Source organism: Flavobacterium sp. (assembly GCF_034111225.1).
Classification (GTDB): Bacteria; Bacteroidota; Bacteroidia; order Flavobacteriales; family Flavobacteriaceae; genus Flavobacterium.
Genome location: NZ_JAWUXR010000006.1, coordinates 271969 through 290304, shown reverse-complemented (window position 1 = coordinate 290304; position 18336 = coordinate 271969). Strand labels below are relative to the sequence as shown.

The following is an 18336-nucleotide window of genomic DNA, read 5'->3' as shown; positions in this document are numbered from 1 at the left end:
TCTACTGTCTCTGTCTAACCGTTTCGTATAAAAAAGCACCACAAGCCACAGAAACATTTAATGATTCTATAGTTCCATACATTGGCAATTTTGCTTTTTCATCCACAATTTTTAAAACAGATGGATTTACACCGCGGTCTTCGCTACCCATAATAATTGCAAGAGGTTCAGCTAGTGATATATCGTAAATAGTATTGTCTGTTTTTTCAGTTGCAGCAACAGTTTTTATTCCACTTCCTTGTAGAAAGAAAATAGCATCTTTAATATGATCTACTTTACAAATAGGGACATTAAAAACAGCGCCAGCACTAGTTTTAACGGTGTCTCCATTAACAGGTGCAGAACCTTGTTTTTGAATGATAATTCCGTCTACTCCAGTACATTCTGCAGTTCTTATAATTGCTCCAAAATTTCTAGCATCAGATAATTGGTCTAATATTAAAAATAAAGGTGTTTTTTCTTTTTCTAAAACTGCTGTAATAAGCGTTTCTAAATCATGGAATGATACTGGCGAAATACTTGCAACAGCACCTTGATGGTTTTTAGAAGTCAATCGATTTAACTTTTCAACAGGAACGTAAACAAAATTAATATTGTTTTTTTTCATTGTTTTCAAAAGTTCTTGCATCAATTCACTCTGAGAGTCATTTTGAATAAAAACTTTATCTACTTCTTTACCTGCAACAATAGCTTCAATTATTGCTCTAATTCCAAATATTTGATTTTCTTTTTCCATTTGGCAAAGATACTATTTAAGTTGAAAATGTAATGCGTTTCAAAAAACCAATTTCCATAAATTAAAAATTCGTTTTAAAACTGATGTGAATTATTGAATTTGAAAGTTTTATAGCTTGCTCATTTGTAGATCCATTGGCGTAAACTAAATTGAAAAGGCCATTATTGGTAAGTAACCCAAATCCAAATCCAAGTCCTAAAAGACTGTTCTGTAAATTTGAGGCTTTGTCTTGAAAATAGCCATAGTCGGTAATAGAATGTACATACATATTAGGCGCTAAAATATAATTGTATTCGAGCATTAATCCCGAGAAAAAATTAGCTTGCAAACTATTTTCCCTAAAACCTCTTATGGAATTAATTCCTCCAAAACGGTATAGTTCATTTACGATATAAGTGTCGCTATTCAAGTAAAAAGTTTGATTTTTTATTCGAATGTTGTTTTTTGTATTTAAGTACAATGTATGTGAAGCATCTATTTGTCCGAAAAATTGCGAAGTGTTCTCTGATTTTATTTTCCGATTTCCAACTCCGGTTTTGAAAATAAAATTTATTCTTTCGGGAAAAAGAAAGTCAGTTAAATTTCGTTTAAAGTATTCAAAACTTGTTGTGTAAAATGTGTTTGTAAAATTGTTTAACACATCAGAATTTGCTTTTTGAATATCAACAGATTTCGTGTTTTGAAAACCTAAATATACTTTTTTATTATAGGTAAAATAGTAGCCTAAATTTAAATCAACGATAGTGTTTTGAAAAGTACTGTCTTTTTTAAATATTCTTAAATCTGTTTTCAGTCCAAGCGGACTTTTAAACAAATAAGGTAATTCGGTTCCTAAATTAAATGAGGTTTGTTGTTTTCCGTCATTTTTCCAATACAATTTGAATTTCTCTCCAGAATTAAAAATATTCTGCAGCGATAAATCCAAATAACCGTTGAAAACCAATTTGCTGTTTTCATCGTTTGAAAATCCTATAAAGCCATCAAATTTATTAGGTGTCGATTTTTCTAAATACGCGTAAATTTTTGTAGAACTATCTGTAAATAATATTTCCGGATATTTAGTTTGTGTAATGAATGGAAGTTCAGAAAAATCATCATTAATTTCTTTTACTAAATCTTGGTTAAATATTCTCTTCTTGTATTTTTTTACCCAATTTTTTTTAATATTAGTTGGAAACTTATCATACCCAAGAATAACCAAATCATCAACTGTCCTTTTTTGATTTAATTCTACAAATAAATTTGCTGTAAGTGTATGATTGTTTTCTTTGTGGTTGGTAAGTGAGAGCTTGGCTAAAGAGTAGCCTTTCTTTTCAAGCAGGTTGACTTTAGATTGCATCCAGCTTTCGGTTTCACTTATTTTCAGTTGTATAGAATCTGATTCTATTTGAAGAATATTTAAAATATCGTCGGAAACCTTACCTACATATATATGTATGTTTTTTACCGGTAAACCAAGTTTGTATTGAAATAAGAAAGTGCTATCGTTGGTTTTTGTTTGTTTAGTTAATTCTGCTTCAAAAAAGCCATTATTTTGAAGTCTCAAGTCAAAAATTTCTTTCTCTTTTAAGATGTCTGCAACAAGTTTGTGTTGACTCTTGTAGTTCAAAGAATCAATTTGCTGGGTTTCCAAGTTGTTTCCTCCTTCAATTTTCAAATAAAAGTTTTGAGAAATAGAAAGATTACATAGAGACAAAGTAAAAAAAAGAATAAAAAATTTCATCGTTGTAAAGAAACGTAAAAAAAATAAAATAAGTATAATGTCTTGTAAATAGCTTGATAAATCATAGTTAGAAATGCTAATTTTTAAAAGCTAATAATTAATTCGTTTGAGTTCATTGAAAATTAACAGATTATGTTTGTTTTGTTTAAATTAATCCCTACATTTGCATCCCCTAAAAAGCGGGGATATTAAATTATTAGTAACAATTATTAACAGTTATGCCAACAATTCAACAATTAGTAAGAACAGGAAGAACCAAAATAACTAAGAAGAGTAAATCGGCTGCTTTAGATTCTTGTCCTCAAAGAAGAGGGGTTTGTACACGTGTATATACTACTACACCAAAAAAACCAAACTCAGCAATGCGTAAAGTTGCGCGTGTGCGTTTGACAAATGGTAATGAAGTAAATGCTTACATCCCTGGAGAAGGACACAATTTACAGGAGCACTCGATAGTATTAGTTAGAGGTGGAAGGGTTAAAGATTTGCCAGGAGTTAGATACCACATTGTACGTGGTGCTTTGGATACTGCCGGAGTTAGTGGTAGAACTCAAAGAAGATCTAAGTACGGAGCAAAAAAACCAAAAGAAGCTAAAAAGTAATTTTAAACTTTTAAAGAAAAGACATGAGAAAAAGAGCAGCAAAAAAGAGACCTCTTTTGCCAGATCCAAAATTTAACGATCAGTTAGTAACACGTTTTGTGAATAACTTGATGTGGGATGGTAAAAAATCAACAGCTTTTAAAGTATTTTATGATGCATTAGACATTGTAGAAGCTAAAAAAGGAGATACAGAAAAATCAGCTTTAGAACTTTGGAAAGATGCATTGACAAATGTTATGCCTCACGTAGATGTTAGAAGCCGTAGAGTAGGTGGAGCAACGTTCCAAATACCTACGCCAATTCGTCCAGATAGAAAAATTTCTACTGCAATGAAATGGTTAATATTATATGCTAGAAAAAGAAATGAGAAATCTATGGCAGGTAAATTGTCTTCTGAGATTTTAGCTGCGGCTAAAGAAGAAGGAGCAGCTGTTAAGAAAAGAATGTATACTCATAAAATGGCAGATGCAAATAAAGCATTCTCACACTTTAGATTTTAATTAGAAGAAATGGGAAGAGATTTAAGATATACAAGGAATATAGGAATTGCTGCTCATATTGATGCTGGTAAAACAACAACAACTGAGCGTGTATTATTCTATACTGGAAAATCACATAAAATTGGTGAAGTACATGATGGTGCTGCAACAATGGACTGGATGGCTCAAGAACAAGAAAGAGGTATTACAATTACTTCGGCTGCAACTACTTGTGAGTGGAGTTTTCCAACGAAACAAGGTGCAATTTTACCGGAATCTATACCATATCACTTTAATATTATTGATACTCCAGGTCACGTTGATTTTACTGTAGAGGTAAATCGTTCGTTGCGTGTATTAGATGGTTTAGTTTTCTTGTTTAGTGCTGTTGATGGTGTTGAGCCGCAATCAGAAACTAACTGGAGACTTGCTGATCAATATAGAGTACCTCGTATGGGATTCGTTAACAAGATGGACCGTCAAGGATCTAACTTTTTAATGGTATGTCAGCAGGTAAGAGATATGTTGAAATCAAATGCTGTAGCTATTACTTTGCCTATTGGTGAAGAAAATGACTTCAGAGGTGTGGTTGACTTAGTAAAAAATCAAGCTATTGTATGGCATGATGAGACTCAAGGAGCTACTTTTGATATTGTTGACATTCCAGCTGATATGGTTGAAGAAGTGAAAGAATATCGTTCTGCTTTAATTGAGGCAGTTGCGGATTATGATGAAAATCTTCTTGATAAATACATGGAGGATGAAAATTCTATTACTGAAGAGGAAATTAATGCTGCATTAAGAGCTGCTACAATTGATATGGCTATCATTCCTATGATTGCTGGTTCTGCGTTTAAAAACAAAGGAGTTCAATTTATGTTAGATGCTGTTTGTAAGTATTTACCTTCTCCAATGGATAAAGAAGGTATCGAAGGAATTCATCCTGATGATGCTGATTTATTAGAAGAAGATCAAACAAAAATATTACGTAAGCCAGATGTAAAAGAGCCTTTTGCTGCTCTTGCATTTAAAATTGCTACCGATCCTTATGTTGGTCGTTTAGCTTTCTTTCGTGCTTATTCAGGTCGTTTAGATGCGGGATCTTATATCTTGAACACTCGTTCGGGAAATAAAGAGCGTATCTCTCGTATTTACCAAATGCATGCTAACAAACAAAATCCAATTGATTATATCGAAGCTGGAGATATTGGAGCTGCTGTTGGATTTAAGGACATCAAGACTGGAGATACAATGTGTGACGAAAAGCACCCAATTATTCTTGAGTCAATGAAATTTCCTGATCCAGTAATTGGTATTGCAATTGAGCCTAAAACAAAAGCTGACGTTGATAAAATGGGTATGGCTTTAGCTAAATTGGCTGAAGAAGATCCTACTTTTACTGTTAGAACTGATGAAGCTTCAGGTCAAACTATTATTTCTGGTATGGGTGAGTTGCACTTAGATATCTTAATTGATAGAATGAAACGTGAATTTAAAGTTGAAGTTGACCAAGGTGAGCCTCAAGTTGAATATAAAGAAGCATTTACAAGATCGGCTACTCATAGAGAGACTTACAAGAAGCAATCTGGTGGACGTGGTAAATTCGGTGATATCGTATTTACATTAGAGCCTGCTGATGATGTTGATGGTAAGCCAGCTGTAGGGTTGCAGTTTGTTAATGCTGTAAAAGGAGGAAACGTTCCTAAAGAATATATTCCTTCTGTAGAAAAAGGTTTCCGTGAAGCGATGAAAACTGGTCCATTAGCAGGTTATGCTGTGGATAGTTTAAAAGTGACTTTATCTGATGGTTCTTTCCACCCTGTGGATTCTGATGCTCTTTCTTTTGAATTAGCTGCGAAATTAGGTTATAAAGAAGTTGCTAAAGCTGCGGGTGCTGTTATCCTTGAGCCTATTATGAAAATTGAAGTTATTACTCCGGAAGAAAACATGGGTGATATCGTTGGTGATTTAAATAGAAGAAGAGGTCAAGTAAACGATATGGGAGATAGATCTGGTGCAAAAACTATTAAAGCAGATGTGCCTTTATCAGAAATGTTCGGTTATGTAACAACATTAAGAACATTGTCTTCTGGTAGAGCTACTTCTACAATGGAGTTTTCACACTATGCAGAAACACCTTCTAATATTTCAGAAGAAGTAATTAAAAAAGCAAAAGGTAACGCTTAATTTTTAAGAAAATGAGTCAAAAAATCAGAATAAAATTAAAATCTTACGATCACATGTTAGTAGATAAGTCTGCTGAAAAGATTGTAAAAACTGTAAAGAGTACTGGTGCTGTAGTTACTGGGCCAATTCCTTTACCAACAAGTAAAAAGATTTTCACTGTATTGCGTTCACCACACGTAAACAAAAAATCTAGAGAGCAATTTGAATTAAGTTCTTATAAAAGATTATTAGATATTTATAGTTCTTCTTCAAAAACTATCGACGCTTTAATGAAATTAGAGTTGCCTAGTGGAGTTGAAGTTGAAATTAAAGTATAATTTCAATATAGCTGATTAATCAGTAACAAAAACCGCAAGTATTTATATACTGCGGTTTTTTTAAATATTTCAACTAACTTTTTTAGGTCAAAATCAAACGATTTTGGTCTAGCTAATTATATTTGCGATATTTAAAAAAAAATTATATATTTGCACCCTCAAAAAGAGGTGTGTATTATGATATATGTGCACAAAAAGTAAAAATTTAATTAATAATTAGTTTAATATGTCTGGGTTAATCGGAAGAAAAATTGGCATGACTAGCATCTTTGATGAAAACGGGAAGAATATTCCTTGTACAGTAATCGAAGCTGGTCCATGTGTAGTTACCCAAGTCAGAACCAAAGAGGTTGACGGGTACGTTGCTCTACAGCTTGGTTTCGATGACAAATCTGAAAAACAAACTGTTAAAGCTGAGGCATCTCACTTTAAAAAAGCAGGAACTGTTGCGAAGAAAAAAGTTGTTGAAATTAAGGAGTTTGTAGAAGAGCACAAATTAGGTGATGTAATCACTGTAGAATTATTCACTGAAGGTGAGTTTGTTGATGTTCAAGGAGTATCAAAAGGTAAAGGTTTTCAAGGGGTTGTTAAGCGTCACGGTTTTGGTGGTGTTGGTCAAGCAACTCATGGTCAGCATAACCGTTTGAGAGCACCGGGTTCTATTGGAGCTTCATCTTATCCATCTAGAGTATTCAAAGGAATGCGAATGGCTGGAAGAATGGGTGGTGATAATGTTACAGTTCAAAACTTAAAAGTTTTGAAAGTTGTTGCCGAAAAGAATTTATTAGTTGTTAAAGGAGCTATTCCTGGACACAATAACTCTTATGTAATCATTCAGAAGTAATGGAAGTAAAAGTAGTAGATTTCAACGGAAAAGATACTGGAAGAAAAGTTCAACTTTCTGATTCAGTATTCGCAATTGAGCCAAATAATCACGCAGTATATCTTGATGTTAAACAATATTTAGCAAATCAAAGACAAGGTACTCACAAAGCTAAAGAAAGAGCTGAAGTTACTGGAAGTACGCGTAAGATTAAAAAGCAAAAAGGAACAGGTACAGCTCGTGCTGGTAGTATTAAAAATCCTTTGTTTAAAGGAGGAGGTACTGTTTTTGGTCCAAGACCAAGAAGTTATTCATTCAAATTGAACAAAAACTTAAAAAGATTAGCTCGTAAATCAGCTTTATCTATTAAGGCAAAAGAGTCTAATTTGATTGTTGTAGAAGACTTCAGCTTCGAAACTGCAAACACTAAAAATTTCATTAACGTATTGAAAGCTTTAGGGTTAGAAAATAAAAAATCTTTATTTGTGTTGGGCGATTCAAATAAAAATGTATATTTGTCGTCACGTAATTTAAAGGCTTCTTCAGTGGTAAGTTCTTCAGAATTAAGCACTTACACTATTTTGAATACAAATAGTTTGGTTGTTTTAGAAGGTGCGATTGGAGAAATTGAAGAAAATTTAAGTAAATAATCAAGGTTATGAGTATCATTATTAAACCTATTATAACTGAAAAAATAACCAAACTTGGTGAGGTTTTTAACCGTTTCGGTTTTGTAGTAGAAAAGACAGCAAACAAAATTCAAATCAAAAATGCAGTTGAGGCTGCTTATGGTGTGAGTGTAGTTGAAGTTAACACTATGAATTACAGAGCTAACAGATCGGTAAAATACACTAAAAGTGGTTTGATCAGTGGTAAAACAAATGCTTACAAGAAAGCAATTGTACAAGTAAAAGAAGGTGAAACAATAGATTTTTATAATAATATCTAATAGAACATGTCAGTTAGAAAATTAAAACCTATTACCCCAGGTCAGCGATTTAGAGTTGTGAATAGCTTTGACACTATTACAACTGATAAGCCGGAACGCTCTTTGTTAGCACCGAAAAATAACTCTGGAGGTAGAAATAGTCAAGGAAAAATGACCATGCGTTATATAGGCGGTGGTCACAAGCAAAAATATCGTATTATCGATTTTAAAAGAACTAAAGAAGGGATTCCTGCTACAGTTAAAACTATCGAATACGATCCGAACCGTTCTGCTTTTATTTCATTATTGGCTTATGCTGATGGTGCAAAAACTTATGTTATTGCACAAAATGGATTAAAAGTTGGACAAACTTTAGTTTCAGGTCCAGATGCGTCTCCAGAAATTGGAAACACAATGCCTTTAAGTAAAATTCCTCTAGGAACAGTAATTTCATGTATTGAATTACGTCCAGGTCAAGGTGCTGTTATTGCACGTTCGGCAGGAACTTTTGCTCAATTAATGGCAAGAGATGGAAAGTATGCTACAATTAAAATGCCTTCTGGTGAAACAAGATTAATCTTGTTAACTTGTTCGGCTACAATTGGAGCTGTTTCTAACTCTGATCATCAATTAGTTGTATCAGGTAAAGCTGGTAGATCTAGATGGTTAGGTAGAAGACCGAGAACAAGACCGGTAGCAATGAACCCAGTTGATCACCCAATGGGTGGTGGTGAAGGACGCTCTTCAGGAGGTCACCCACGTTCAAGAAAAGGTTTACCAGCTAAAGGTTATAGAACTCGTTCTAAAGTTAACCCGAGTAACAAGTATATTGTAGAACGTAGAAAGAAATAATAAGTAAGATATGGCACGTTCATTAAAAAAAGGACCTTATGTTCACTATAAATTGGATAAAAAAGTTCAAGATAATGTAGAGAAAGATAGTAAAGCTGTGATCAAAACTTGGTCAAGAGCATCTATGATTACTCCAGATTTCGTTGGGCAAACTATCGCAGTTCATAACGGTCGTCAATTTGTACCTGTTTACGTTACTGAAAACATGGTAGGACATAAATTAGGAGAATTTTCACCAACTAGATCTTTTAGAGGTCATGCAGGTGCGAAAAATAAAGGTAAAAAATAAGAGGCATGGGAGTTCGTAAAAGAGAAACAGCAGATGCGAGAAAAGAGGCTAAAAAGTCTATCGCTTTCGCAAAATTGAATAACTGCCCTACTTCACCTAGAAAAATGCGCATTGTTGCAGATTTAGTAAGAGGTCAGAAGGTAGAATTAGCTCTTAATATATTAAGATTTAATAGTAAAGAAGCTTCTAATAGACTTGAAAAACTTTTGTTATCAGCTATTGCTAATTGGCAAGCTAAAAACGAAGAAGCAAGTTTAGAGGATGCAGGCTTAATTGTTAAAGAGATCAGAGTAGATGGTGGTGCTATGTTGAAAAGACTTAGACCAGCACCTCAAGGTCGCGCTCATAGAATAAGAAAGCGTTCTAATCACGTTACAATCGTATTAGGATCTAATAATAACACACAAAGTAATTAATAAACAGTATGGGACAAAAGACAAATCCAATAGGAAATAGACTTGGTATCATCAGAGGGTGGGACTCAAACTGGTATGGTGGAAAAGACTATGGTGATAAAATCGCTGAAGACTATAAAATCAGAAAGTATATCCACGCACGTTTATCAAAAGCTAGTGTATCTAAAATAATTATCGAGAGAACTTTAAAACTTGTAACCGTTACTATCACTACTGCTAGACCTGGTATTATTATCGGAAAAGGTGGGCAAGAGGTAGACAAGTTAAAAGAAGAACTTAAGAAAATTACAGATAAAGAAGTTCAAATCAATATTTTTGAAATCAAGAGGCCTGAGTTAGATGCTTTTTTAGTAGCTAACAGTATTGCACGTCAAATCGAAAACAGAATCTCGTACAGAAGAGCTATCAAAATGGCTATATCTGCTGCAATGAGAATGAATTCTGAAGGGATTAAAGTGTTAATTTCTGGTCGTTTGAATGGAGCTGAAATGGCTCGTTCAGAAGGTTTTAAAGATGGTAGAATTCCTTTGTCAACTTTCAGAGCTGATATTGATTATGCATTAGCTGAAGCGCATACTACTTATGGTAGAATGGGAATCAAAGTATGGATAATGAAAGGTGAGGTTTATGGAAAAAGAGATCTTTCTCCGTTAGTTGGTATGGACAAACAAAAGTCTAAATCATCAGGAGGATCTGGAAAAGGTAGACCAAACAGAAGCAAAAGAAAGTAATTTTTTAAACTAAAGAAAAATGTTACAGCCTAAAAGAACAAAATACCGTAAGGTACAAAAAGGTAGAATGAAGGGTAACTCTCAAAGAGGGCACGAACTTTCAAATGGAATGTTTGGAATTAAATCTGTACATGAAGATGGAATGTTCTTAACTTCTCGTCAAATTGAAGCTGCGCGTATTGCTGCAACTCGTTTTATGAAAAGAGAGGGACAGTTATGGATCAAAATATTCCCAGACAAACCTATTACTAAAAAGCCTCTTGAAGTACGTATGGGTAAAGGTAAAGGTGCAGTTGAATACTGGGCTGCAGTAGTTAAACCAGGAAAAATAATGTTTGAAGTTGGTGGGGTTCCACTTTCTGTTGCAAAAGAGGCTTTACGTCTTGCTGCTCAAAAACTTCCTGTAAAAACTAAGTTTGTCGTTGCTAGAGATTTTCAAGCATAATCTAAATTTATTATGAAACAATCAGAAATAAAAGATCTATCTGCAGTAGAATTGCAAGAGAAACTTAGTCAATTAAAGAAAACGTATGCTGACTTAAAAGCAGCTCACACGATTTCTCCAATTGAGAATCCTCTTCAAATAAAAACTATTAGAAGAGCTGTAGCTAGAATTGCTACAGAGTTAACTAAAAGAGAGTTACAATAATTGTATTCTGCTGAAAGATGGAAAAAAGAAATTTAAGAAAAGAAAGAGTTGGTGTTGTTACTAGTAACAAAATGGAGAAATCTATTGTTGTTTCAGAAACAAAAAGAGTAAAACACCCTATGTATGGTAAGTTCGTGTTGAAAACTAAGAAATATGTTGCACACGACGAAACAAACGACTGTAATATTGGTGATACTGTAAGAATTAGCGAAACGCGTCCTTTAAGTAAATCTAAATGTTGGAGATTAGTTGAAATCATTGAAAGAGCTAAGTAATTATGGTACAACAAGAATCAAGATTAAAAGTAGCAGATAACACAGGAGCAAAAGAAGTTTTGACTATCCGTGTTTTAGGAGGAACGAAACGTCGTTATGCCTCTGTTGGAGATAAAATTGTAGTTTCTGTTAAAGATGCTACTCCAAACGGTAACGTAAAAAAAGGAGCAGTTTCTACAGCAGTAGTTGTACGTACAAAAAAAGAAGTGAGAAGAGCTGACGGATCTTATATCCGTTTTGATGATAACGCTTGTGTTTTGTTAAATGCAACTGGTGAAATGAGAGGAACACGTGTTTTTGGACCAGTAGCAAGAGAACTTCGTGATAATAAATTCATGAAAATTGTATCATTAGCGCCAGAGGTGCTTTAATATCTAAAATGATGACAAAGCTAAAAATTAAATCTGGAGACGTAGTTAAAGTTATTGCAGGAGACCATAAAGGTTCTGAAGGTAAAATTTTACGCGTTATCCGTGATAAAAATAAAGCGATAGTTGAAGGTGTAAACATGGTTTCAAAACATACGAAGCCAAGTGCAAAAAGCCCTCAAGGAGGTATCGTTAAGAAAGAGGCTCCAATGCATATTTCTAACTTGTCTTTAATTGACCCTAAGTCAAAAGAGGCAACTAAAGTTGGATTTAAAGTTGAAGGAGATAAGAAAATCAGATTTTCAAAGAAATCTAATCAAGTATTATAGTAATGGCTTATATACCTAGATTAAAAGAAGAATATAAGAGTAGAGTAATCTCTGCTCTTACAGAAGAGTTCGGTTACAAGAATGTTATGCAAGTTCCTAAACTTGAAAAAATTGTTGTAAGCCGTGGAGTTGGTGCAGCTGTGTCTGACAAAAAGTTAGTTGATTACGCTGTAGAAGAAATGACTAAAATTACTGGTCAATTAGCAGTAGCTACTATTTCTAAGAAAGACGTTGCGTCTTTTAAATTAAGAAAAGGTATGCCAATTGGTGCTAAAGTAACTTTACGTGGTGAAAGAATGTATGAGTTTTTAGATAGACTTATAACTTCTTCTTTACCATCAGTAAGAGACTTTGGTGGAATTAAAGCTACTGGTTTTGATGGTAGAGGTAATTATAACTTAGGAGTTTTAGAACAAATCATTTTCCCAGAAATTGATATCGATAAAATTAATAGAATCTCAGGTTTTGATATTACTTTTGTAACATCTGCTAGTACAGATACAGAAGCTAAATCATTATTAACTGAACTAGGTTTACCTTTTAAAAAGAACTAAGATATGGCTAAAGAATCAATGAAAGCCCGTGAGGTTAAAAGACAAGCAACTGTAGATAAATATGCTGTAAAGAGAGAAGCTTTGAAAAAAGCAGGTGACTATGATGCATTACAAAGGTTGCCTAAAAATGCTTCACCAGTACGTTTACACAATCGTTGTAAATTAACAGGAAGACCAAGAGGTTATATGCGTCAGTTCGGACTTTCTCGTGTAACTTTCCGTGAAATGGCTAATCAAGGTCTAATACCAGGTGTTAAAAAAGCAAGTTGGTAAAAAATAATTATAAATTGGTTTAAGGTTCGAAGGAAGAGATCCGACGAAAACCAAAACCGCAAATTAATACATATGTATACAGATCCAATTGCGGATTATCTTACGAGAGTTAGAAATGCAGCAGCTGCAAACCACAAAGTGGTTGAAATTCCTGCTTCTAATCTTAAAAAAGAAATCACAAAGATTTTATTCGATCAAGGATATATCTTAAGTTACAAATTTGATGACAACTCTGTTCAAGGAGCTATCAAAATTGCACTTAAATATGATAAAGTGACTAAAGAGTCTGTTATCAAAGATATCCAAAGAATTAGTAAACCAGGTTTACGTAAATATTCAGGTTCTTCTACTTTACCTAGAATCTTAAATGGTTTAGGTATTGCTATCGTTTCTACATCTAGAGGTGTAATGACGGGTAAGCAAGCAAAGCAACTTAATGTTGGTGGAGAAGTTATTTGTTACGTATATTAATAAAAAGACGAAAGAATGTCAAGAATAGGTAAAAATCCAATTGCAATACCAGCAGGAGTAACTGTAGAAGTGAAAGATGCTGTTGTTACAGTAAAAGGAAAATTAGGCGAGCTTTCTCAAGAATTTTCTGATGTTACGGTTAAAATTGAAGATAACAATGTTATCGTTGAGCGTTCATCAGATCATAAAAATGAGCGAGCGAAACATGGACTTTATCGTTCTCTTATAAACAATATGGTTATAGGGGTAACAGAAGGTTTTACAAAATCACTAGAATTAGTTGGTGTAGGTTATAGAGCTTCTAATCAAGGACAAAAACTTGATTTAGCTTTAGGATATTCACACAATATAGTTTTAAATATTGTATCAGAAGTTCAAGTGGAAACTATATCTGAAAAAGGTAAGAATCCAATAGTAAAATTATCATCATTTGACAAACAATTATTAGGACAGGTTGCTGCTAAAATCAGAGCTTTCCGTAAACCTGAGCCTTATAAAGGAAAAGGAGTTAAGTTTGTAGGTGAAGTATTAAGAAGAAAAGCAGGTAAATCAGCTTAAAAATTAAGACTATGTCATTAACAAGAACTGAAAGAAGACAAAGAATAAAATTCAGAATTAGAAAGACTGTAAGTGGTACTCCTACTCAGCCAAGACTTTCTGTATTTAGATCTAATAAAGAAATCTATGCTCAAGTCATAGACGATGTAAGCGGTGTAACGCTAGTTGCTGCATCTTCACGTGAAAATGAAGTTGTAAAAGGTACAAACATTGAAACTGCAAATGCAGTAGGAAAATTAGTTGCTGAAAGAGCGCTTAAAGCTGGTGTCAACACAATATCTTTTGATAGAGGAGGATATTTATATCATGGACGTGTAAAATCATTAGCTGAAGGAGCTAGAGAAGCAGGACTTAAATTCTAAGAAATTATGTATCAAAATTATAAAAACATTGAACTAGTTAAACCAGGAGGTCTTGATTTAAAAGACCGTTTGGTTAATGTAAACCGTGTAACTAAAGTTACTAAAGGTGGTAGAGCATTTGGTTTTTCTGCAATTGTAGTAATTGGAGACGAACATGGTGTTGTAGGTCATGGTTTAGGAAAATCTAAGGATGTAGCTGAAGCTATTGCTAAGGCAGTAGAAGATGCTAAGAAAAACTTAGTAAGAATTCCTTTATATGGACATACTGTACCGCATGAACAAAAAGGAAAATTTGGTGGAGCTAGAGTTAATTTAATGCCTGCGTCGCATGGTACTGGTGTAATTGCTGGTGGTGCTGTTCGTTCGGTATTAGAGTCGGTTGGGATTCATGATGTATTATCAAAATCTCAAGGTTCTTCAAATCCTCATAACGTTGTAAAAGCTACTTTTGATGCTTTATTACAAATGAGAAGTGCTGCAACAGTTGCAAAACAAAGAGGACTTTCTCTAGATAAAGTATTTAAAGGATAAAATTCAAGGAAAAATGACAAAAATTACAGTAAAACAAGTAAGAAGTAAAATCAATTGTCCTCTTGATCAAAAGAGAACATTGGAAGCTTTAGGTCTTCGTAAAATGGGACAAGTTGTTGAGCATGATGCAAATCCTGCTATCCTTGGAATGGTAAATAAAGTTAAACACTTAGTTTCTGTAGAAGAAACTAAATAATAATATTCGTTATGAATTTAAGTAACTTACAACCGGCTGAAGGGTCAACACATAATCAAAATAAAAGATTAGGTAGAGGAGAAGGTTCTGGAAAAGGTGGTACTGCGTCTCGTGGTCACAAAGGAGCAAAATCTCGTTCTGGTTATTCAAAGAAAATTGGTTTTGAAGGTGGGCAAATGCCGCTTCAAAGACGTGTACCTAAGTTTGGTTTTAAAAACATCAACAGAAAAGAGTACCAAGGTATAAACCTTGATACAATTCAAATGTTAGTAGATAACGGGGTAATAACTGATACACTTGATTTTTCAGTGTTAGTTGAAACTCGTTTGGCTACAAAAAATAGCTTAGTAAAGATTTTAGGAAGAGGTGAGCTAACAACTAAAGTAAAAGTAAGTGCTCACAAATTTACTGCAACTGCAAAAGCGGCTATTGAAGCTGCTGGTGGAGAAGTAGTAAGTTTATAATCTAATTAGTAAAATGAAGAAATTTATAGATTCATTAGTCAATGTTTGGAAAATAGAAGAGTTAAGAAGTAAAATTGGTTTTACTTTACTTATCTTACTTGCTTACCGTTTCGGTGCACAAGTTACTCTTCCGGGTATTGATGCTACTCAATTAGGTAACCTTACAAATCAAACTGACGAAGGTATTGGTTGGTTAATTAATGTATTTACAGGAGGCGCGTTTTCGCAGGCTTCTGTATTTGCATTGGGTATTATGCCATATATTTCAGCATCTATTGTTGTACAGTTAATGGGAATTGCGGTTCCTTATTTGCAAAAACTTCAAAAAGATGGTGAAAGTGGTAGAAAGAAAATCAACCAAATTACAAGATGGTTAACTATCCTTATTACTCTTGTTCAAGCGCCAGGTTATATTTATAACTTGAATTCAACTTTACCGAGCGAAGCGTTTGTTCCTGAGTTTTTCTCATTCTTTTTCTTATCGATTTCTGTACTAATTTTAGTTACAGGTACGATATTTGCAATGTGGTTGGGTGAAAAAATTACTGATAAAGGTATTGGTAATGGTATCTCACTATTAATTATGGTGGGTATTATTGCTAGAATGCCTCAGTCGTTCATCCAAGAGTTTACTTCAAGAACTACACAAGCTAATGGAAGTTATATGATGATTGTTTTAGAACTTATTTTATGGTTCTTAGTAATTATTGCATGTATTTTATTAGTAATGGCAGTTAGAAGAATTCCTGTACAATATGCAAGAAGAACCGTTTCTGGTGAATTTGAAGAAGATTCAATGGGAGGATCAAGACAATTCATTCCTTTAAAGCTTAATGCATCTGGTGTAATGCCAATTATTTTTGCACAAGCGATAATGTTTATACCTGCTGCAGTTTCTGGTTTGGCAAAAGAATCAGACACCGCGCAATCATTAGCTGGAATGTTCAATGATCCATTTGGATTAGTATATAATATAGTATTTGCTTTGTTAATAATAATTTTTACGTATTTTTACACCGCAATTACTGTACCAACAAATAAAATGGCTGATGATTTAAAGAGATCAGGTGGTTTTATTCCTGGTTTTCGTCCTGGTGTTGAAACCGGAGATTACCTTGATAAGATCATGTCTTTAATCACATTTCCTGGTTCTGTATTCTTAGCTTTGATAGCGGTTTTACCTGCTGTTGTTGTTAGTTTATTAGGAGTTCAAGGGGCTTGGGGTTATTTTTATGGAGGAACATCATTATTGATTATGGTCGGAGTTGCAATTGATACAATTCAGCAAATTAATTCATATTTGTTAAATAGACATTATGATGGTTTGATGAAGAGTGGTAAAAATAGAAAAGCAGTAGCTTAATATTTATGGCAAAACAATCAGCAATAGAACAAGACGGATCAATAATCGAAGCATTATCAAATGCAATGTTTCGTGTTGAGTTAGAGAATGGACATATAGTAATCGCTCATATTTCTGGAAAAATGCGTATGCATTATATTAAATTATTACCAGGAGACAAGGTTAAACTTGAAATGAGCCCTTACGATTTGTCTAAAGCAAGAATTACATATAGATACTAAAGCTATTAAAATGAAAGTAAGAGCATCAGTTAAAAAAAGAAGTGCCGAGTGCATTATTGTACGTAGAAAAGGGAGATTATACGTTATTAACAAAAAAAATCCTAGATTTAAACAAAGACAAGGATAATTATGGCTAGAATTGCAGGGGTAGATATACCTAAACAAAAAAGAGGAATAATCGCATTAACCTATATCTTTGGAATAGGTGCTACTAGAGCTAAAGAAGTTTTAGCTAAAGCTAATGTAAGCGAAGATACAAAAGTTCAAGATTGGAATGATGATGAAATTAGCGGAATTCGTGAAGCTGTTTCTTTTTTCAAAATTGAAGGAGAATTGCGTTCAGAGATTCAATTAAACATCAAACGTTTAATGGATATTGGATGTCAAAGAGGAATTCGTCATAGATCAGGACTTCCATTAAGAGGTCAAAGAACTAAGAATAATTCTAGAACTAGAAAAGGTAAAAGAAAAACTGTTGCTAACAAGAAAAAAGCAACTAAATAATAAGTAAGTATGGCTAAAGCAACAGCAAAAAAACGTAAAGTTATCGTTGAGTCAACTGGAGAAGCTCATGTTAGTGCTACTTTTAATAATATCATCATTTCTTTAACAAATAAGAAAGGTGAAGTTATTTCTTGGTCTTCAGCTGGTAAAATGGGTTTCAGAGGTTCTAAAAAGAACACTCCATATGCAGCACAGCTAGCATCTGAAGATTGTTCAAAAGTAGCTCTAGAAGCTGGACTTAAAAAAGTAAAAGTTTACGTTAAAGGTCCAGGTAACGGAAGAGAATCTGCTATTCGTTCAATTCACAATAGTGGAATTGAAGTAACAGAAATCATTGACGTTACTCCAATGCCTCATAATGGATGTAGACCTCCAAAGAGAAGAAGAGTTTAGTCAAATATATTTACTATATTTGCACTCTTAAAAATAATAATTTAGTATAAACTAGATAGAATTACGATTATCGAAGGATTTGACCTGAATTCATAATCTCTATCTTAAACAATTAGAAATGGCAAGATATACTGGTCCAAAAACAAAAATTGCTCGTAAATTTGGCGAAGCAATATTCGGAGAAGACAAAGCTTTCGAAAAAAGAAATTACCCACCTGGCCAACATGGTATGGCTAAAAGAAGAGGTAAAAAATCTGAATACGCAGTTCAGTTAATGGAGAAGCAAAAAGCTAAATATACTTATGGTATTTTAGAAAAGCAATTCAGAAACTTATACAAAAAAGCTGCTGCAGCTTCTGGTGTAACAGGTGAAATTTTACTTCAATTATGTGAATCTCGTTTAGATAACGTAGTATACAGAATGGGTGTCGCTCCTTCTCGTAGAGCTGCCCGTCAAATTGTTTCTCATAGACACATTACTGTTAATGGTGAATTAGTAAACGTTCCTTCATATCATTTAAAAGCTGGAGATAAAGTAGCTGTTAGAGCTAAATCTAAATCTCTTGAAACAATTGCTAATTCTTTAGCAAATGCTTCTCAAGTATATGAGTGGATTACTTGGAATAACGAAACTATGGAAGGTACTTATGTTGCTGTTCCTCAAAGATTACAAATTCCAGAAAACATTAAAGAGCAACTAATCGTTGAGTTGTATAACAAATAAAATCTGACATTAGTCGAA

General features: G+C 33.6%; 32 protein-coding genes. 30 read left to right on the top strand and 2 right to left on the bottom strand.

The window, feature by feature from the left end:
• Position 1 precedes the first annotated feature (1 nt).
• The gene (rlmB, locus tag UXY25_RS03450) at positions 2 to 736 is read right to left on the bottom strand and encodes a 23S rRNA (guanosine(2251)-2'-O)-methyltransferase RlmB (RefSeq protein ID WP_320814601.1); all 735 of its coding nucleotides are present in this window, start codon (positions 734 to 736) and stop codon (positions 2 to 4) included.
• A gap of 61 nt (positions 737 to 797) precedes the next feature.
• The gene (locus tag UXY25_RS03445; RefSeq protein WP_320814600.1) at positions 798 to 2393 is read right to left on the bottom strand and encodes a hypothetical protein; all 1596 of its coding nucleotides are present in this window, start codon (positions 2391 to 2393) and stop codon (positions 798 to 800) included.
• A gap of 284 nt (positions 2394 to 2677) precedes the next feature.
• Between UXY25_RS03445 and rpsL the strand changes: the two genes are divergently transcribed.
• The 30 genes from rpsL (at position 2678) to rpsD (ending at position 18318) form a co-directional block, all read left to right on the top strand.
• Positions 2678 to 3061, top strand: coding sequence for a 30S ribosomal protein S12 (rpsL, locus tag UXY25_RS03440; RefSeq protein ID WP_320814599.1), 384 nt, complete (start codon positions 2678 to 2680; stop codon positions 3059 to 3061).
• Between the two features lie 23 nt (positions 3062 to 3084).
• Positions 3085 to 3561, top strand: a complete 477-nt coding sequence (rpsG, locus tag UXY25_RS03435) for a 30S ribosomal protein S7 (RefSeq protein WP_320814598.1) — start codon at positions 3085 to 3087, stop codon at positions 3559 to 3561.
• Positions 3562 to 3570: 9 nt separating this feature from the next.
• Positions 3571 to 5727 carry an elongation factor G gene (gene fusA / locus UXY25_RS03430; protein ID WP_320814597.1) on the top strand — a complete coding sequence of 719 codons (2157 nt, stop codon included), beginning with the start codon at positions 3571 to 3573 and terminating at the stop codon, positions 5725 to 5727.
• Positions 5728 to 5738: 11 nt separating this feature from the next.
• Positions 5739 to 6044: a 30S ribosomal protein S10 gene (gene rpsJ, locus UXY25_RS03425; protein WP_320814596.1), complete on the top strand. Its 306-nt coding sequence runs from the start codon at positions 5739 to 5741 to the stop codon at positions 6042 to 6044.
• Between the two features lie 226 nt (positions 6045 to 6270).
• Positions 6271 to 6888 (top strand): 50S ribosomal protein L3, encoded by a 618-nt coding sequence (rplC, locus tag UXY25_RS03420; protein WP_320814595.1) that lies wholly within the window; start codon positions 6271 to 6273, stop codon positions 6886 to 6888.
• On the top strand, positions 6888 to 7517 hold the full coding sequence (gene rplD / locus UXY25_RS03415; RefSeq protein ID WP_320814594.1) for a 50S ribosomal protein L4: 630 nt from the start codon (positions 6888 to 6890) through the stop codon (positions 7515 to 7517). Before rplC ends, rplD begins: the two co-directional genes overlap by 1 nt.
• Positions 7518 to 7525: 8 nt before the next feature.
• On the top strand, positions 7526 to 7816 hold the full coding sequence (gene rplW / locus UXY25_RS03410) for a 50S ribosomal protein L23 (protein WP_320814593.1): 291 nt from the start codon (positions 7526 to 7528) through the stop codon (positions 7814 to 7816).
• A gap of 6 nt (positions 7817 to 7822) precedes the next feature.
• The gene (rplB, locus tag UXY25_RS03405) at positions 7823 to 8647 is read left to right on the top strand and encodes a 50S ribosomal protein L2 (RefSeq protein ID WP_320814592.1); all 825 of its coding nucleotides are present in this window, start codon (positions 7823 to 7825) and stop codon (positions 8645 to 8647) included.
• Positions 8648 to 8657: 10 nt separating this feature from the next.
• Positions 8658 to 8936, top strand: a complete 279-nt coding sequence (rpsS, locus tag UXY25_RS03400; protein ID WP_264559587.1) for a 30S ribosomal protein S19 — start codon at positions 8658 to 8660, stop codon at positions 8934 to 8936.
• A gap of 5 nt (positions 8937 to 8941) precedes the next feature.
• Positions 8942 to 9352: a 50S ribosomal protein L22 gene (gene rplV / locus UXY25_RS03395; protein WP_320814591.1), complete on the top strand. Its 411-nt coding sequence runs from the start codon at positions 8942 to 8944 to the stop codon at positions 9350 to 9352.
• An 8-nt stretch (positions 9353 to 9360) separates the two neighbouring features.
• Positions 9361 to 10083, top strand: coding sequence for a 30S ribosomal protein S3 (gene rpsC / locus UXY25_RS03390; protein ID WP_320814590.1), 723 nt, complete (start codon positions 9361 to 9363; stop codon positions 10081 to 10083).
• A gap of 19 nt (positions 10084 to 10102) precedes the next feature.
• Positions 10103 to 10528, top strand: coding sequence for a 50S ribosomal protein L16 (gene rplP, locus UXY25_RS03385; protein ID WP_320814589.1), 426 nt, complete (start codon positions 10103 to 10105; stop codon positions 10526 to 10528).
• Between the two features lie 12 nt (positions 10529 to 10540).
• Complete coding sequence (gene rpmC / locus UXY25_RS03380) at positions 10541 to 10732, top strand: 50S ribosomal protein L29 (protein WP_320814588.1); 192 nt, start codon at positions 10541 to 10543, stop codon at positions 10730 to 10732.
• Positions 10733 to 10749: 17 nt separating this feature from the next.
• Positions 10750 to 11007, top strand: a complete 258-nt coding sequence (rpsQ, locus tag UXY25_RS03375) for a 30S ribosomal protein S17 (protein WP_264559582.1) — start codon at positions 10750 to 10752, stop codon at positions 11005 to 11007.
• A gap of 2 nt (positions 11008 to 11009) precedes the next feature.
• Entirely contained in the window at positions 11010 to 11378 is a 369-nt protein-coding gene (rplN, locus tag UXY25_RS03370) for a 50S ribosomal protein L14 (RefSeq protein WP_264559581.1), read from the top strand.
• An 11-nt stretch (positions 11379 to 11389) separates the two neighbouring features.
• Positions 11390 to 11704, top strand: a complete 315-nt coding sequence (gene rplX / locus UXY25_RS03365) for a 50S ribosomal protein L24 (protein ID WP_320814587.1) — start codon at positions 11390 to 11392, stop codon at positions 11702 to 11704.
• Between the two features lie 2 nt (positions 11705 to 11706).
• The gene (gene rplE / locus UXY25_RS03360) at positions 11707 to 12258 is read left to right on the top strand and encodes a 50S ribosomal protein L5 (protein WP_320814586.1); all 552 of its coding nucleotides are present in this window, start codon (positions 11707 to 11709) and stop codon (positions 12256 to 12258) included.
• Positions 12259 to 12261: 3 nt separating this feature from the next.
• The gene (gene rpsN, locus UXY25_RS03355; protein ID WP_320814585.1) at positions 12262 to 12531 is read left to right on the top strand and encodes a 30S ribosomal protein S14; all 270 of its coding nucleotides are present in this window, start codon (positions 12262 to 12264) and stop codon (positions 12529 to 12531) included.
• Positions 12532 to 12603: 72 nt separating this feature from the next.
• A complete protein-coding gene (gene rpsH, locus UXY25_RS03350; RefSeq protein WP_320814584.1) occupies positions 12604 to 13002 on the top strand; it encodes a 30S ribosomal protein S8 in 399 nt (132 codons plus the stop codon).
• 15 nt (positions 13003 to 13017) lie between these two features.
• Positions 13018 to 13560 (top strand): 50S ribosomal protein L6, encoded by a 543-nt coding sequence (rplF, locus tag UXY25_RS03345; protein WP_320814583.1) that lies wholly within the window; start codon positions 13018 to 13020, stop codon positions 13558 to 13560.
• Positions 13561 to 13571: 11 nt separating this feature from the next.
• On the top strand, positions 13572 to 13922 hold the full coding sequence (rplR, locus tag UXY25_RS03340) for a 50S ribosomal protein L18 (protein WP_320814582.1): 351 nt from the start codon (positions 13572 to 13574) through the stop codon (positions 13920 to 13922).
• A 6-nt stretch (positions 13923 to 13928) separates the two neighbouring features.
• Positions 13929 to 14453 (top strand): 30S ribosomal protein S5, encoded by a 525-nt coding sequence (gene rpsE, locus UXY25_RS03335; protein WP_320814581.1) that lies wholly within the window; start codon positions 13929 to 13931, stop codon positions 14451 to 14453.
• A 13-nt stretch (positions 14454 to 14466) separates the two neighbouring features.
• Positions 14467 to 14649 (top strand): 50S ribosomal protein L30, encoded by a 183-nt coding sequence (rpmD, locus tag UXY25_RS03330; protein WP_320814580.1) that lies wholly within the window; start codon positions 14467 to 14469, stop codon positions 14647 to 14649.
• Positions 14650 to 14660: 11 nt separating this feature from the next.
• On the top strand, positions 14661 to 15113 hold the full coding sequence (rplO, locus tag UXY25_RS03325; protein ID WP_320814579.1) for a 50S ribosomal protein L15: 453 nt from the start codon (positions 14661 to 14663) through the stop codon (positions 15111 to 15113).
• Positions 15114 to 15126: 13 nt separating this feature from the next.
• Positions 15127 to 16476 carry a preprotein translocase subunit SecY gene (secY, locus tag UXY25_RS03320; RefSeq protein WP_320814578.1) on the top strand — a complete coding sequence of 450 codons (1350 nt, stop codon included), beginning with the start codon at positions 15127 to 15129 and terminating at the stop codon, positions 16474 to 16476.
• Positions 16477 to 16481: 5 nt separating this feature from the next.
• Complete coding sequence (gene infA / locus UXY25_RS03315) at positions 16482 to 16697, top strand: translation initiation factor IF-1 (protein WP_007136545.1); 216 nt, start codon at positions 16482 to 16484, stop codon at positions 16695 to 16697.
• Between the two features lie 10 nt (positions 16698 to 16707).
• Positions 16708 to 16824 (top strand): type B 50S ribosomal protein L36, encoded by a 117-nt coding sequence (gene ykgO, locus UXY25_RS03310; protein WP_002987490.1) that lies wholly within the window; start codon positions 16708 to 16710, stop codon positions 16822 to 16824.
• A 2-nt stretch (positions 16825 to 16826) separates the two neighbouring features.
• Positions 16827 to 17201, top strand: a complete 375-nt coding sequence (rpsM, locus tag UXY25_RS03305; protein ID WP_320814577.1) for a 30S ribosomal protein S13 — start codon at positions 16827 to 16829, stop codon at positions 17199 to 17201.
• Positions 17202 to 17210: 9 nt separating this feature from the next.
• Positions 17211 to 17594, top strand: coding sequence for a 30S ribosomal protein S11 (rpsK, locus tag UXY25_RS03300; RefSeq protein WP_264559571.1), 384 nt, complete (start codon positions 17211 to 17213; stop codon positions 17592 to 17594).
• A 118-nt stretch (positions 17595 to 17712) separates the two neighbouring features.
• Positions 17713 to 18318 carry a 30S ribosomal protein S4 gene (gene rpsD, locus UXY25_RS03295; RefSeq protein ID WP_320814576.1) on the top strand — a complete coding sequence of 202 codons (606 nt, stop codon included), beginning with the start codon at positions 17713 to 17715 and terminating at the stop codon, positions 18316 to 18318.
• Positions 18319 to 18336: the final 18 nt, after the last annotated feature.